11 protein-coding genes and 6 tRNA genes are annotated in these 14945 nt (G+C 42.3%); 3 read left to right on the top strand and 14 right to left on the bottom strand.

From position 1 onward, the window contains the following. The first annotated feature begins 3 nt into the window (after positions 1-3). Complete coding sequence (locus tag K358_RS0114585; RefSeq protein ID WP_027697503.1) at positions 4-1128, top strand: M20 family metallopeptidase; 1125 nt, start codon at positions 4-6, stop codon at positions 1126-1128. 155 nt (positions 1129-1283) lie between these two features. Continuing rightward, the gene (locus K358_RS18610; protein WP_083962840.1) at positions 1284-3278 is read left to right on the top strand and encodes an LTA synthase family protein; all 1995 of its coding nucleotides are present in this window, start codon (positions 1284-1286) and stop codon (positions 3276-3278) included. 116 nt (positions 3279-3394) lie between these two features. Here the strand turns inward: K358_RS18610 and lnt are convergent, their stop codons facing one another. From lnt to miaB, 5 genes are all read right to left on the bottom strand, one after another. After that, positions 3395-4915 (bottom strand): apolipoprotein N-acyltransferase, encoded by a 1521-nt coding sequence (gene lnt / locus K358_RS0114575; protein ID WP_027697502.1) that lies wholly within the window; start codon positions 4913-4915, stop codon positions 3395-3397. 38 nt (positions 4916-4953) lie between these two features. Continuing rightward, the gene (corC, locus tag K358_RS0114570) at positions 4954-5859 is read right to left on the bottom strand and encodes a CNNM family magnesium/cobalt transport protein CorC (protein ID WP_027697501.1); all 906 of its coding nucleotides are present in this window, start codon (positions 5857-5859) and stop codon (positions 4954-4956) included. Positions 5860-6067: 208 nt separating this feature from the next. Continuing rightward, the gene (gene ybeY, locus K358_RS0114565; protein ID WP_027697500.1) at positions 6068-6532 is read right to left on the bottom strand and encodes an rRNA maturation RNase YbeY; all 465 of its coding nucleotides are present in this window, start codon (positions 6530-6532) and stop codon (positions 6068-6070) included. 8 nt (positions 6533-6540) lie between these two features. Next, on the bottom strand, positions 6541-7644 hold the full coding sequence (locus K358_RS0114560; RefSeq protein ID WP_027697499.1) for a PhoH family protein: 1104 nt from the start codon (positions 7642-7644) through the stop codon (positions 6541-6543). 85 nt (positions 7645-7729) lie between these two features. Then, on the bottom strand, positions 7730-9154 hold the full coding sequence (gene miaB, locus K358_RS0114555; protein WP_027697498.1) for a tRNA (N6-isopentenyl adenosine(37)-C2)-methylthiotransferase MiaB: 1425 nt from the start codon (positions 9152-9154) through the stop codon (positions 7730-7732). Positions 9155-9436: 282 nt separating this feature from the next. On the opposite strand from miaB, the gene K358_RS0114550 reads away from it, so the two are divergent. After that, positions 9437-10618, top strand: a complete 1182-nt coding sequence (locus tag K358_RS0114550; protein WP_027697497.1) for a 2-octaprenyl-3-methyl-6-methoxy-1,4-benzoquinol hydroxylase — start codon at positions 9437-9439, stop codon at positions 10616-10618. Positions 10619-10676: 58 nt separating this feature from the next. Here K358_RS0114550 and K358_RS18605 read toward each other — a convergent pair whose 3' ends face one another. The 9 genes from K358_RS18605 to pth all read right to left on the bottom strand — a co-directional run bounded on the left by K358_RS18605 (position 10677) and on the right by pth (position 14832). Further along, positions 10677-11714 (bottom strand): lactonase family protein, encoded by a 1038-nt coding sequence (locus tag K358_RS18605; protein WP_051241339.1) that lies wholly within the window; start codon positions 11712-11714, stop codon positions 10677-10679. A 164-nt stretch (positions 11715-11878) separates the two neighbouring features. Beyond that, a tRNA-Leu gene (locus tag K358_RS0114540) sits at positions 11879-11963 on the bottom strand. A gap of 109 nt (positions 11964-12072) precedes the next feature. After that, positions 12073-12147, bottom strand: a tRNA-Gln gene (locus K358_RS0114535). Between the two features lie 26 nt (positions 12148-12173). Continuing rightward, a tRNA-Leu gene (locus K358_RS0114530) sits at positions 12174-12258 on the bottom strand. Between the two features lie 211 nt (positions 12259-12469). Next, positions 12470-12544 (bottom strand) — tRNA-Gln (locus K358_RS0114525). 8 nt (positions 12545-12552) lie between these two features. After that, positions 12553-12637, bottom strand: a tRNA-Leu gene (locus K358_RS0114520). A gap of 106 nt (positions 12638-12743) precedes the next feature. Then, positions 12744-12820 (bottom strand) — tRNA-Met (locus tag K358_RS0114515). A gap of 260 nt (positions 12821-13080) precedes the next feature. Next, entirely contained in the window at positions 13081-14172 is a 1092-nt protein-coding gene (ychF, locus tag K358_RS0114510; RefSeq protein WP_027697496.1) for a redox-regulated ATPase YchF, read from the bottom strand. Between the two features lie 69 nt (positions 14173-14241). Beyond that, on the bottom strand, positions 14242-14832 hold the full coding sequence (pth, locus tag K358_RS0114505) for an aminoacyl-tRNA hydrolase (protein WP_027697495.1): 591 nt from the start codon (positions 14830-14832) through the stop codon (positions 14242-14244). Positions 14833-14945 lie beyond the last annotated feature (113 nt).

Raw genomic sequence — 14945 nt, 5'->3', positions numbered from 1 at the left:
TTTATGTCTCACTCATTTGATCTTAAAACTTATATTCAACAGTTAGAAACATTAGTCAATGTTGATTGCGGTACTCGTACTCCTCAAGGGGTGGCGAAAATTGCCGATATTCTGACTCCGATGTTTGAACAAATTGGTTTTACGGTGACTCGTCATCATATTGATGATAACGCGGGCCCATGTTTGGAAATTACCAATAAGCCAGATGCGGAACAATACGATGTGATGTTAAGCGGTCACATGGATACGGTTTTTCCTGAAGGCACGGTTGCACAACGACCGCTGACTTTTGACAACGAAAAGATTTACGGTCCAGGTACCTCAGATATGAAGTCTGGCATTTTGAGTGCTTGGTATGCGTTGCAACAACTCACCGATGAAGAAAAAGATAAGCTGGCAATATTAGTCGCATTAAATTGTGATGAAGAAATTGGCTCTATGTATTCACGCCCTTGGATTGAAGCCATGGCAAAGAAAAGTAAACGAGTATTAGTGTGTGAAGCAGCCCGTGTGAGCGGTAATTTAATTCGCTCACGTAAAGGCAATGCCAAATATGAATTAGTGTTCAAAGGCGTAGCCTCTCATGCAGGTTCTGCATTGCAAGATGGAGTATCAGCAATTTATGAGTTGAGTCATTGGTCACTAGCGATTAAAGATCTAGTGAACCTAGAAACCGGCACTACCATGAATGTTGGTATTATCGAAGGTGGACTTGCTGTCAACGTAGTACCCGATTACGCCAAAGCGACCGTTGATTTGCGTTTCTGGAATAATGAAGAAGCGGAAGCCATTGATGCTAAGTTGCGAGAAATGGCAAAAACACCGTTTGAAAAAGGCGCAAGCGTTGAAGTGAATCGTTTAGCGTTCAAGCCATCGATGCAGCCAACCGATGCGACAGAAGAAATGATCAAACTCGTCAGCGAAAAAGCAGATGAACTTGGTATTCAATATGGTTGGGAAGATGCTGGTGGCGGTTCTGATGGTAACTTTACGGCGAACGTCGGTATTCCAACCTTAGATGGATTTGGTCCAATGGGAGCTGGTTTCCATTCTGATAAAGAATACCTACTGATTGATTCGATTAAACCTCGTATTGATTTATTAGTCAGTGTTTTAAAAAGCTTCTAAAAGTTCCTTAAATGTCGTGATTTTTCAGAAAATGGGCGTTATATCGTCCATTTTTTATTTATCTTGTAGGTTTAACTTGAAATTAACACCCTTTAATGGACTGCTAAAGATAATAATGTTAGTAATGTGCCCCATTTTTTAATTTGAGACACATAATGGATGTTTTGAAATCACTGTTAGGCGTTTTGTTTCCTATCGCGGCTACATTCTCAGCCGGCATCATTTTACTCGCACTTTCTCGCCTTGGTTTATGTTATTGGAAGCGTGAACGGGTGATAAATGCCAATGGTGTCAAGCCTATCTTTTTATCAGGGTTACGTATGGATATCGTGACCATGTGCTATTTATTAATCCTACCAAGCTTGCTCACTTGTTTGCTAACTGGCGTAGAACCTATCAATGATATCTGGCTTACTTTCTTGCGTGTTTGGATAGTTGCCGGTCTATGGCTGCTAGTATACATGGAGATATCAACGCCAACGTTTATTAACGAATATGACGTACGCCCAAATCGTTTCTTTGTGGAATACCTTATTTATCCTAAAGAAGTTATGAGCATGCTATGGACAGGCTATAAATTAGAGCTCTTTCTTGGCGTGATCATTTCCGCTTTATCCTTGTACGCAGGTTGGATCTTTAGCGGCCTAATTGTCTCCGATTTACCCTCATTAGCATGGTATTGGCGTTTGCCGCTTGGCCTTTTGATTGTTGGATTGTGTGTTCTAGGGGCTCGTTCAAGTTTTGGGCATAGAGGAATTAATCCATCTATGATTGCCTTTTCCAATGATAATTTAATCAATGATATGGCTTTAAATTCGACTTATTCAGTTATCTATGCGATTAAGTTAATGACGAAAGAGCAAGATTCTGCCAAATATTACCCAAAAATGAATCAAGAAAAAGTCGTTGAATTGATACAAAAATCAACCCATGTGCCAAGCAATGAGTATGCTCACCCTAAATTACCAACTCTGGTTCATCGATCTGCAAGCTATAAAGGTAAGCCTAAGAATTTAGTTATTTTATTACAAGAAAGTTTAGGCTCACGCTTTGTTGGAGGGCTTGGTGGCTTGCCTCTTACACCGAATCTTGATGCGATTTTAGAAGAAAGTTGGTATTTTACGCGCATGTATGCAACCGGTACTCGCTCTATTCGAGGAATTGAAGCGGTGACGAGTGGTTTTTCTCCGACACCTTCGAATGCGATTGTTAAGCTACCAAAAGGCCAGCAAAATTTTTATACCATAGCGCAAACCTTATTTTATCACGGCTACCATACGCAGTTTATTTATGGTGGTGAAAGTCATTTTGATAATATGAAAGGCTATTGTTTGGGAAATGGTTTTTGTGACATTCAAGATTTACCCACCTTCATTAAGCCGCAATTTGTCGGTTCTTGGGGGGCTTGTGACGAAGATCTTTACGATAAAACCCATCAGCAACTCAGTGAGCGTCATGCAACCGGTCAGCCTTTCTTTAGCTTTGTGTTTACGACTACCAACCACTCACCGTACGAATATCCTGACGGTAAAATTGAACCGTATAATTCACCTGCAGCGACTCGTGAAAATACAGTTAAATATTCAGATTTTGCCTTTGGAGAGTTTATTAAAAAAGCCAAATCTTCTGATTATTGGAATGACACTATATTTGTGGTGGTGGCAGATCACGATTCGCGCGTATATGGCGATCAAGCGATTCCGGTTGACTACTTTAATATTCCCGCGGTTATTTTCGGTGGTGGTATTGAGCCAAGAAAAGATGATCGTATTGCTAGTCAGATAGATATTCCACCGACCTTATTATCTCTTATTGGAATTGATAATTACGGCCCTATGATTGGCCATGATATGACGCAAGATATCCCAAGCGAAAAACTTCGCGCTATGATGCAATATCATAATACTTTTGGTTGGATGAATAACGATGATCAGGTTGTGGTATTTAAGGCAGATAAGCCAGTAGAAACTTATCAATATGATAATACCAGCCATCAATTGAATTCGGTTGAACTGCCTCAAGAGCTTATTGATACCGCTAATGCCAATGCCTTATGGGGAAGCTTAGCTTATAAACAAGATTATTATCATTGGGGAGAAGTCAAAGCGATGTTGGACTTGCAAGAAAAAACGAGCGTAAAAGTCGCTTAAGGTAACAATCATTGGAATTATAAAGCCGCTCAAGTGTAATCACTTAAGCGGCTTTAGTGTTTTTAAGGAGCCTAATCTTTAGAAGTTAGAAGTATTCTAGCTATTCATAGTTGAGGCTATTTCTTCGCTTTTTTCTGTTGAAACCAGACACCAAATAATCCCGAGGCACACCATAGGTACAACAGCCAAGAGCCTAAGGTTCTATAAGGTGTATTGCCTGATGTTGACGTCACTTCAGCCTTTAATACTTCCGTTTGGAACTGTGGTACTTGTTTAGTAATGCGACCTTTGTAATCTGTTACAGCCGTTACGCCGTTGTTGGTGGCACGAATAAGCGGTTTACCAAGCTCTAGGGCGCGCATACGAGCAATTTCCATATGTTGTAGTGGACCAATTGAATTACCAAACCAAGCATCATTAGAAAGCGTTAAGATGAAATCGGTATCAGGCGTAACATTTTGTCGTACTTGTTCGCTGAATATGATCTCATAACATAAAGCGGCGACAAGGTGGCGGCCGTTGGCGATGAGGTTAGGCTGGATGAAATTACCTCGTTCAAATGAGGACATTGGTAAGTTAAAGAAAGGCGCAATAGGGCGCAGCAAGTCTCCAAATGGTACAAACTCACCAAAAGGTAATAAATGATGCTTGCTATAGCGTTTAGCCGTATCGTAATCGTACGGGCCTAATCCATTTTGACCAAGCGTTAGAACGTTATTATAAAAACGCCCCATATCATCTTGCGATAACACGCCAGTAATTAAAGCGCTGTTATTGGCTTTTGCCGCGGTATCTAAATTATGTAGAAATGCTGGTAAATCAGATTCTAACGCAGGAATTGCCGCTTCAGGCCAAATAATAATATCGGTGCCCCAATTGTCACGGCTGATATCGGTGTATTTCATTAAGGTAGGCCAGCGGTGACTAGGCACCCACTTCATTTTTTGATCGATATTGCCTTGGATAAGTGCAAATGAGGTTTTGGTTGAAGGGTCAGGTTTTACCCATGAAACTTGGTTTAAAGCAAAAGCGACCAAGAAAACAGCTGTAGGTATTGCCAAGTAAGCCCATTTTCTTGTTATGGCGACTAGCGCTAAACTACCGGCAATAAGCCATAGCATGAGGGTGATCGCTTCAACACCAGAGACCGGTGCATACGCATTTAACGGGCTATCTATTTGGCTGTATCCTAACCATAGCCACGGAAAACCAGTCATTACCCAACCACGTAACCAATCGGTGATGAGCCAAATGATCGGTGCGGCAATCACTAAACGCTGGGTCGTCGTTTTCGGGAAGAAACGGTTGAGCAGGGCACCAAATAGAGCTGGGTAGAGCGCTAAGTAAGCCACCAACAAACTCATTAGAGTTACGCTGGCAATCTTAGGCATACCACCAAAGGTATCTATACTGACATGTACCCAATTGATACCTGTGCCAAATTGGCCTAAGCCCCAAGCAAAAGCAATCCAAAAACCAAACTTAGTGGACTGTTTATCAAGGAGTAGCAGTAGAATGAAAGGGCTAAAAATCGCAATTGGCCAATAAGAAAATGGCGCAAACGCAAGGGTAGTTGTCGCGCCAATAAAAGCGGCCAATAAAGGCCGCCCAATGCGCTGAATCCAAATTGTTTTCATAGGTTCAGATTGCTTTTTAGGTTAGAGAAGCTTCGCTGCTAATCGTTACTTTCAGGTACGATATTGGTTTCTGAGTTGGTTGGAATCGTGACTTGTAGTTGAATCACTTTACGGTTGTCTGCTGCCGTCACTTTAAAGTTGTAGCCATCCAGTTCAACCACTTCACCACGCTCTGGTAGGTGACCAAAGGTTAGAGTAACCAGTCCACCAATAGTATCGACTTCTTCATCACTGAAATTAGTGTTAAAGGCATCGTTGAAATCATCAATATCGGTCAATGCACGAACTGAGAAGGTGTGCTTGCTCAGTTGGCGTATATCGGCGGCTTCTTCATCATCGAATTCATCTTCGATTTCACCCACGATTTCTTCAAGAATATCTTCGATGGTGATAAGGCCAGAAACCCCACCAAACTCATCTACCACAATAGCCATGTGGTAACGCTCTTCGCGGAACTCTTTTAGTAGGCGATCAACACGCTTACTTTCCGGAACAACAACCGCAGGACGTACCACTTCATTTAATATGAATTCAGTACTGTCTGACACCAAGTAACGTAATAAGTCCTTGGCAAGTAAAATACCTTCGATATGGTCTTTATCTTCATTAATCACAGGGTAGCGCGAGTGAGTCGCATCAATGATTAAGGTCGCTAAAGAATCTAGGTCATAGTCACGGCTAATAGTGACCATTTGCGAGCGTGGGATCATAATGTCGCGCACTCGCATTTCCGATATTTCCATCACTCCTTCAAGCATATCTCGTGTGTCAGGATCGATCAGATCGTTCTCTTCTGAATCACGAAATACTTCGACGAGCTCTTGGCGATCTTTAGGATCACCTTGAAATAGATGAGCTAGGCGTTCGAAGAAGGATTTTCTACTGGGACCTTCAGATTTATCATTATTGCCTTCATTATGTGAAGGCGAGGTACTGTCGTTCATGTCTACTCTTTCGTTAACGCTATCAAAAGCGGATAGCTCGCGATACCCTTCGTACTTGAAGTAGCAGCTTTGTTGACGGCGCTCATCCACCCCAATCATTTAGACAAGCTAAACTCATGGGGCCTCATTCACTTGTCGCCTCACTGCAACTCCAATTACTTTGGGTATAATTATTAAATTATATCAATCAAAATAAGTAACGGTTCTGCTATGCTTTTTCAGAAATGTACGGGTCATCAAATCCGAGCTTTTGCATGATTTCGGTTTCAATGCTTTCCATTTCTTCAGCTTCTTCATCTTCAATATGGTCATAACCTAGCAGATGAAGACTACCGTGTACAACCATATGCGCCCAATGCGCTGACAGCGGTTTACTTTGCTCTTTTGCTTCCGCTTCAACCACTTGCTTACAAATGATTAGATCGCCAAGTAAGTCGATTTCGATACCTGGAGGCGCTTCAAAAGGGAATGATAGCACGTTAGTTGGCTTATCTTTGCCTCGGTAATCACGATTTAATTGTTGGCTTTCTTCATTTTCAACAATGCGAATAGTCACTTCTGCTTGAGGTTGAAATAAGGTAATTGCCGATTCCAACCATTGTTGTAACTGGGCCTCTGTAGGAAGCCCTGTTGTTTCTTCGACTGCAATTTGAAGATCGAGTTCAATAGACATAGTTTGTATTATTCCGCATCTTGCTCTTGCTGAGGATTAGCAGCAGTAAATAACGCGGCTGCTTGAGCTTCACGTTGTTCTCTTTCTTCTCGGCGACGCTTTTCTATCGCTTTCTTTTCTTTTTGATCTTGCGCTTCCCATTTCTCGTAGGCATTAACAATACGAGCAACCACAGGATGACGCACGACGTCATCGGCTAGGAAGAAATTAAAGCTGATGTCTTCTACTTCTGACAGTACTTCAATCGCATGTCGCAAGCCTGAACGAGCCCCACGAGGTAAATCGATTTGGGTAACGTCGCCAGTGATCACTGCACGTGAGTTAAAGCCGATACGGGTTAAGAACATTTTCATTTGTTCTACCGTAGTATTTTGGCTCTCATCAAGAATGATAAAGGCATCGTTCAAAGTACGGCCACGCATATAAGCAAGCGGTGCCACTTCAATGACATTACGTTCAATTAACTTTTCAACGCGCTCAAAGCCCAGCATTTCAAATAAGGCATCATAAAGTGGACGCAAATAAGGGTCGACTTTCTGGCTTAAATCACCCGGCAAGAAACCGAGTTTTTCACCTGCTTCAACCGCAGGGCGAGTTAATAGAATACGACGGATTTCTTGGCGCTCTAATGCATCAACCGCTGCGGCAACCGCAAGGTAGGTTTTACCTGTACCAGCAGGCCCAATACCAAAACTAATGTCATGGGTCACCATGTTGACTAGGTATTGACCTTGATTTGGCGTACGAGGCTTAATCACACCTTTTTTGGTTTTGATGAAGACTTCTTTGCCGTATTCCATCGGCTGTTCTTGGTGTTGCTCAAGAATGCCAGATTCTTTTACCGCGAGGTGAATTTGCTCGGGGTCTAAATCAGGGATCGTGCCACGTACAGGGGCCGTATCGACATACAAATCTTTGATAATATCTAACGCAGCTGCGGCAGTATGAGGCTTGCCAGTAATAGTGAAGAAGTTACTGCGGTGGTTAATCTCAACGCCTAAGCGACGTTCAAGGTGTTTGATATTGTCATCAAAAGGGCCACAAAGGCTCGAAAGTCTGTGGTTATCGGAAGGTTCTAGATTTACTTCAAGCGTTACGATTTTATTGCTCACGTTTTCCCTCGCTATAAGCGGTTCGTGCTTTTGATATCAGCCATTCGAACCGCTTTATTGAACTTATCTTAATACTAAGATGGTGTTAGGGCGTGAAAGTAACAACCCCTAATTCATCTTCTTTGCGTGTTTTTTTCATCATTTCAGCCGGAGATACTGCAGAACGTAAGCCCATTTCCGCTTCAGTACGAATTAAAGTACCACGAAGTGAGTTAGGGTGAACTTCAGTAATATGAACATCAACAAATTGACCAATTAAGTCTGCTGAACCTTCAAAGTTAACGACTCGGTTGTTCTCTGTACGGCCACGTAATTCCATCAAGTTTCTCTTCGATGGACCTTCAACAAGAATGCGCTGCTCAGTATCAAGCATTAAGCGAGAGTATCGCATAGCTTGTGCATTAATTTGTTGTTGAAGCTCATACAATCTTTCTTTCTTCTCTGACTCAGGCACATCGCATGGATAGTCTGCCGCAGGCGTACCTGGACGAGGAGAGAAAATAAAGCTAAAGCTCATGTCAAAATCAACATCTTTGATAAGCTTCATTGTATCTTCAAAGTCTTTCTTCGACTCACCTGGGAAGCCAACGATAAAGTCAGAGCTGATTTGAATATCAGGACGTGCTTTACGTAGTTTGCGAATAATCGATTTATACTCAAGGCCAGTGTGTGGGCGCTTCATCATGGTAAGAATGCGATCTGAACCACTTTGTACCGGTAGGTGTAAGAAGCTCACTAGCTCTGGCGTATCTTCATATACCGCAATGATGTCATCACCAAACTCTAATGGGTGGCTGGTGGTAAAGCGAATACGGTCGATACCATCGATAGATGCCACTAAACGTAACAATTCAGCAAAAGTACAGATATCGCCATCGTGCATCGGGCCACGGTACGCATTAACGTTTTGACCTAGTAGGTTAACTTCGCGCACGCCTTGCTCGGCAAGTTGAGCGATTTCAAATAATACATCGTCCATTGGACGGCTAACTTCTTCACCACGAGTATAAGGTACCACACAGTAAGTACAGTACTTCGAGCAGCCTTCCATAATAGAAACGAATGCAGTTGCACCGTCAGCACGAGGCTCAGGTAAACTATCGAATTTTTCGATCTCTGGGAATGAAATATCCATCACAGGGCCAGTGTTGGCTTGCGATTGTTTGATCATCTCAGGTAGACGGTGAAGGGTTTGTGGTCCAAAGATAACATCAACAAATGGCGCACGTTGACGGATATGGTCACCTTCTTGAGTCGCTACACAGCCACCCACGCCAATAACCACACCTTCTTTTTTGTCTTTTAAGGTTTTCCAACGACCCAGCTGGTGGAAAACTTTCTCTTGTGCTTTCTCACGAATCGAACATGTATTGAGTAATAATACATCTGCTTCCGCTGGATCTTCAGTTAGCTCATATCCATTTGCGGCATTAAGTAGGTCGGCCATTTTCGATGAATCGTATTCGTTCATCTGACAGCCCCAAGTTTTAATTAGCAGTTTCTTACTCATTTCACATTCGCTCGTATTAAATCAGTGTTGGGTTGAGCTTTTGCTCATCGTTATGCTAGTTGAGTGCTGTTCAAAGATCAGGCTTAAATCTAGCAAGCCGCGTATTGTACTGGTTTAAATCCAACCTGACTAGATCTTAGAGTGTACAAAGCCTTGATTGAATTATAGACATATTTTTAGTAAGGAGATGTTCTTGCTGAAAACTGAATAATTTGAGGCACATGGCTGAAAAATTTGCAGGGTAGAGTAGAATGCTCATAAGATATTTTTTTGAGGTTTGTTATGTCTAAGTTTGATGTGGTGATCATTGGTGGTGGCATGGTAGGGGCGGCTCTTGCGGTCGGGCTTGCTAAGCAAAAAAAGACAGTAGCTTTAATCGAAGGCAAATCTCCATTGCCATTTGAAGCGTCACAGCCGATGGATTTACGAGTATCTGCCATTTCAAAAGCCTCGGTTGATCTTCTAACCCAACTCGGTGCTTGGCAATCAGTAGTAGATAAACGGGTTACGCCATACTTAGGTCTCGAAACTTGGGAGCACCCTGAGTGCCGTACTCGATTTCATGCCCATGATATTAATCTCGATAAGCTCGGCTATATGGTTGAAAATCGCTTATTACAGCTAGGTTTGTGGGAACAATTTGATGCTTATCCTAATTTAACGGTCATGTGCCCAAATAGCTTAGATAGACTCGAGTTTCTGGCTGAGTCTACCAAGGTTCATTTGGATTCAGGCGAATGTTTAGAAGCTTTATGGGTAGTAGGGGCAGATGGTGCCAATTCGAAAGTACGTCAACAGGCGAATATCGGGATCACCGCGTGGGATTATCGTCAACGTTGCATGCTGATTAACGTGGCGCTGCCAAACTTAGCTGATGGTTCTCAACGTGATGTGACATGGCAATGGTTTACTCCATCAGGCCCTCGCTCGTTCTTGCCGTTAGCTGCAACGAGTGACGGTGTTCAGCAAGGTTCATTGGTGTGGTATGACAGTCCTAAGCGCATTAAACAATTGCAATCCTTATCACCGGAAGCTTTACGCCAAGAAGTGCTGACACATTTTCCTAAAGAGCTTGGTGATGTCACGGTTCTGCAAGCTGGATCTTTCCCTCTTACTCGTCGTCATGCCCAATCGTATTTTGCTAACCGTTGTGTACTGGTTGGGGATTCGGCGCATACGATTAATCCATTAGCAGGACAGGGCGTTAACTTAGGATTTAAAGATGTCGCAGTTCTGCTGGATACGATTGCGGATAAAGGGCTCTATTCTGAGCAGGCTTTTGTGGATTATCAGAAGCAAAGGCGTACGGATAATCTATTGATGCAAAGCGGAATGGATTTTTTCTATAAGACGTTCAGTAATGATATCCCACCACTAAAACTACTTAGAAATGTCGCCTTAAAAGCAGCTGAGCATTCTGGTGAAGTTAAGAAGCAAGTGCTTAAGTATGCACTAGGTCTATAAAGTCGTCGTGCAGCTTGTTTCTATTCAAGCTGCATATAATATATTCTCGTGTCTCGGCTCAGCTGAACTTCACACAAACAGGTGACGGCATCTTCTGCCTATAACCCGTATCTTCCAGTTTCCCTGTTGCAATATCTCTACGGTAGGTTGCCACGTTATGGCTGTTTTGATTGGCAATAACTAGCCACTGGCCACAAGGTGAAATAGCAAAGTCTCGCGGAAAGTCCCCACCACAATCAGTCGAAAATACATAACTCGATTCCCCGGTTTGCTTATTGAACTCAAAGCAAGCGATCAGGTTTTGTCTTCGCCCTGTTAGATAAACAAAGCGTTCATCTGGCGAAAATTTTATTGCGCCTGCTGCTTGTCCATTTTGAGTATTAGGGAAAGCAGGTCGGCTGGAAAGCACTTGCCATTTATCTTGTGGCTTATATAGAGTGATGAGCTGTTCTGAGATCTCGCATAAGATTAGTCCAAAACGTTCTTGTTTATCAAACACCATATGTCTCGGGCCGCTTTCATCGGGAAGTTCGATGGAGTAATGCTGCTCAATTGAGAACTTTTGTTCTGTGGCATCAAATGGGAAAAAGCCGATACAGTCACAACCTAAATCAACGGTGACTAAGGTTTTTGTCTCATTGAGAATCAGAGATTGATGAGCGTGTGATTCTTGATTTTCTGATGAGCACAAAGATTGACTATCGATCGTTTGTAAGTGCTGAGTGATATGGTGATTGATATCAGTAGCAAAAACATCAATATGACCAGAACCATATTGAGCGGTGGTGACTAAGTGATGCTGAAGATGATGTTGAACATAACAAGGTGCACTACCAGATAATGAGAATTCTGTTGCTAGTTCGCTTTGTTTGTTTTGTAAGCTGTACTGCTGAATAGTGGGCTTTTGAGTTTCGAGCACTTCAGAAATAACAGTCAGCGTTTGATTATGAACATCGAAATAAGAAGGGTGACGTAAAGCTATCGATGATGGCTTGAGGGATAGATGCCCAGTTGTGGTATCTATTTGTGCAAAGTACAGCCCTGTAGCTTCATGTTTATCGGTATAACCACCAATGATAAGCGATAAATCTGTCATTACTTTCCTGCCATCTCTCGTTGAAAATATCGAATAGCATTTTGCGGGGTTTTAGCCGATAAGAAAAATAATATTTACAGAGATAGGGTGATCTGAATGGAAAAAATAAAATCATGAAGGCTAGAAACAACAAAGCCCACAATAAAGTGGGTTTTGTTAAATGATGGTGCGGTCGGAGAGACTTGAACTCTCACACCTTGCGGCGCCAGAACCTAAATCTGGTGCGTCTACCAATTCCGCCACGACCGCATGTTCGTGTTTGAGAGTAGTACTCTCATTTTCTCGATAAAAAAACAAGCTGATTGGTTAAACTTGCTTTCGAGAATCAAATATCGTAAACGACATTTGATTTTAAAAATGGCTGGGCTACCTGGATTCGAACCAGGGAATGCTGGCATCAAAAGCCAGTGCCTTACCGCTTGGCGATAGCCCAACAATGATGGTTTCCCATCTTAATAATGGTGCGGACGGAGAGACTTGAACTCTCACACCTTGCGGCGCCAGAACCTAAATCTGGTGCGTCTACCAATTCCGCCACGTCCGCAGCGCTTCTTTTTGAGTATAAGAAGAAATTTATAGTTAGAAAGATAATTGGATAATCTTAATAACGTTTTATGAGCTTTTTGCTCTTCCTAGAAACTAGCTACCTAGGAGCTTTAAAAATGGCTGGGCTACCTGATATTAAACAGGGAACTCTTTTGGTGTCGACATCAAAAGCCAATTGGCTTAACAAGGACACTTGCCACTTTAGAATATGGCTGGGCTACCTGGATTCGAACCAGGGAATGCTGGCATCAAAAGCCAGTGCCTTACCGCTTGGCGATAGCCCAACAAATCATGGTGCGGTCGGAGAGACTTGAACTCTCACACCTTGCGGCGCCAGAACCTAAATCTGGTGCGTCTACCAATTCCGCCACGACCGCAAATTCGTGACTAGGATAAATCCTAGCTTTTCGATATTAATGGTAAGTTGATTGGTTAAACTTACTTATCGAATAACGATCCTTTATAAAAGTATCGTTTAAAATATGGTGGCTACGACGGGATTCGAACCTGTGACCCCATCATTATGAGTGATGTGCTCTAACCAACTGAGCTACGTAGCCTAAACTTTGTTGTTCTGTGCCTCAAGGACGGAGCGCATTATGCGTATCTGGGCCGCAAGCGTCAACAGTTTTTTTTAATAAATTGGCATTCTTGAATTGTTCGACTTTTTTTTAAACAAAAAGCTTTGTTTGTGAGCAAATACTAGTACTTAAAGCGAATTTTTTTCAAAAGAACCGTCTTTCAAAGACTTAATCCAAATAATAAAAAAGCCAGCAAATGGCTGGCTTTATACAAACGTTAAAAAAATAATGTTTGTTATTTATACGTTAAAGCGGAAATGGACAACATCGCCATCTTTTACGATGTAATCTTTACCTTCTAGGCGCCATTTTCCGGCTTCTTTAGCACCGCTTTCACCTTTAAACTGGATGAAGTCTTCATAAGCAACCACTTCGGCACGGATAAATCCTTTTTCGAAATCAGTATGGATTTTACCCGCTGCTTGAGGAGCGGTTGCGCCAACAGGGATAGTCCAAGCGCGAACTTCTTGTACACCAGCGGTGAAGTAGGTTTGTAAATCTAGTAATTCATAACCAGAACGAATTACGCGGTTTAGGCCTGGTTCTTCAATACCCAAATCAGCTAAGAATTCGTTACGATCTTCTTCGTCTAGTTCTGACATTTCAGATTCAATCGCTGCACAAACCGGTACCACAACGGCATTTTCGTCTTTTGCGTATTCACGAACTTGATCTAAAAATGGATTATTTTCAAAACCATCTTCGTTTACGTTGGCAATATACATGGTTGGTTTTAACGTAAGGAAGTTTAAATAGCCTACCGCAGCAAGTTCTTCTTTACTTAGTTCCACAGAGCGAGCCATGCCACCTTCAGTGAATACTGGAAGTAGTTTTTCTAATACTGTGATTTCATATTTTGCGTCTTTATCGCCGCCTTTTGCTTTTTTAGCTTGGCGTTGAATGGCACGTTCACAGCTATCCAAATCGGCTAGAGCAAGCTCAAGGTTAATAATTTCGATATCTTCAATTGGTGAGATGCGACCTGCAACGTGGACGATGTTTTCGTTCTCAAAGCAGCGAACAACGTGACCAATCGCATCAGTTTCACGGATGTTAGCTAAGAATTTGTTACCTAAACCTTCACCTTTTGATGCGCCGGCAACTAAACCTGCAATATCAACGAATTCCATAGTGGTTGGCAGAATACGTTTAGGGTTAACAATTTCAGCTAACGCATCTAGACGTAGATCTGGCACCGGTACGACACCAGTATTTGGCTCAATCGTACAGAAAGGGAAGTTAGCCGCTTCAATACCAGCTTTAGTTAGTGCATTAAATAGAGTTGATTTACCTACGTTTGGTAAACCGACGATTCCACATTTGAAACCCATGATATTAACCTTCTTTCATTCGGCATCGTTAGCCGACTTATGTTGTAATTTGATAACTCTTAAAGCGACTTATTCGGCTTTAAAAGTATGTAATCTATTTTGCGCTTTTGCTAAGCCGTCTTTGAGTAGGATGTCTAAACTTCTTACTGACTCATCGACCACTGCATCGAGTAACTCTTGTTCTTTGGCAGGAGCTCTACCGAGTACATAACCTGCCACGCGGTCTTTATGTCCTGGGTGACCAATACCGATTCTAAGGCGGTAAAAATCTTTGTTGTTGGCTTGCTTGGCAATAATATCTTTTAAGCCGTTATGACCGCCGTGGCCGCCACCTTTTTTAAACTTTGCTACACCGGGAGGCAGGTCGAGTTCATCATGAGCAACCATGATTTCCTCTGGTTTTATTTGGTAAAATTTCGCAAGAGCAGACACGGATTTACCAGACAGATTCATGAAGGTAGTCGGGATTAGTAATCGTAGATCTTGGCCATTAACCATAATGCGTCCGGTGTAGCCATAGAACTTACTTTCATCTTTTAGCGTCACGTTATGGACGCGAGCTAATTCTTCAACTACCCATGCACCTGCATTATGGCGTGTTTTTGCATATTCAGGCCCGGGATTTGCCAGACCAACAAGTAATTTGATAGGTTGAGTCAAAGTCTAGTTCTCTTTTCAAATTTAAAAAGCGCGGCATGATAACACATTTTATAAGTCAATGTCGCAGGAGTGTTTTTGAATTTAAAGGCAAAATATCACTTTAAAATATTTAT

This window comes from Vibrio litoralis DSM 17657, from assembly GCF_000426765.1.
Taxonomy (GTDB): Bacteria; Pseudomonadota; Gammaproteobacteria; order Enterobacterales; family Vibrionaceae; genus Vibrio; species Vibrio litoralis.
This window is presented reverse-complemented; position numbering and strand designations above follow the sequence as displayed.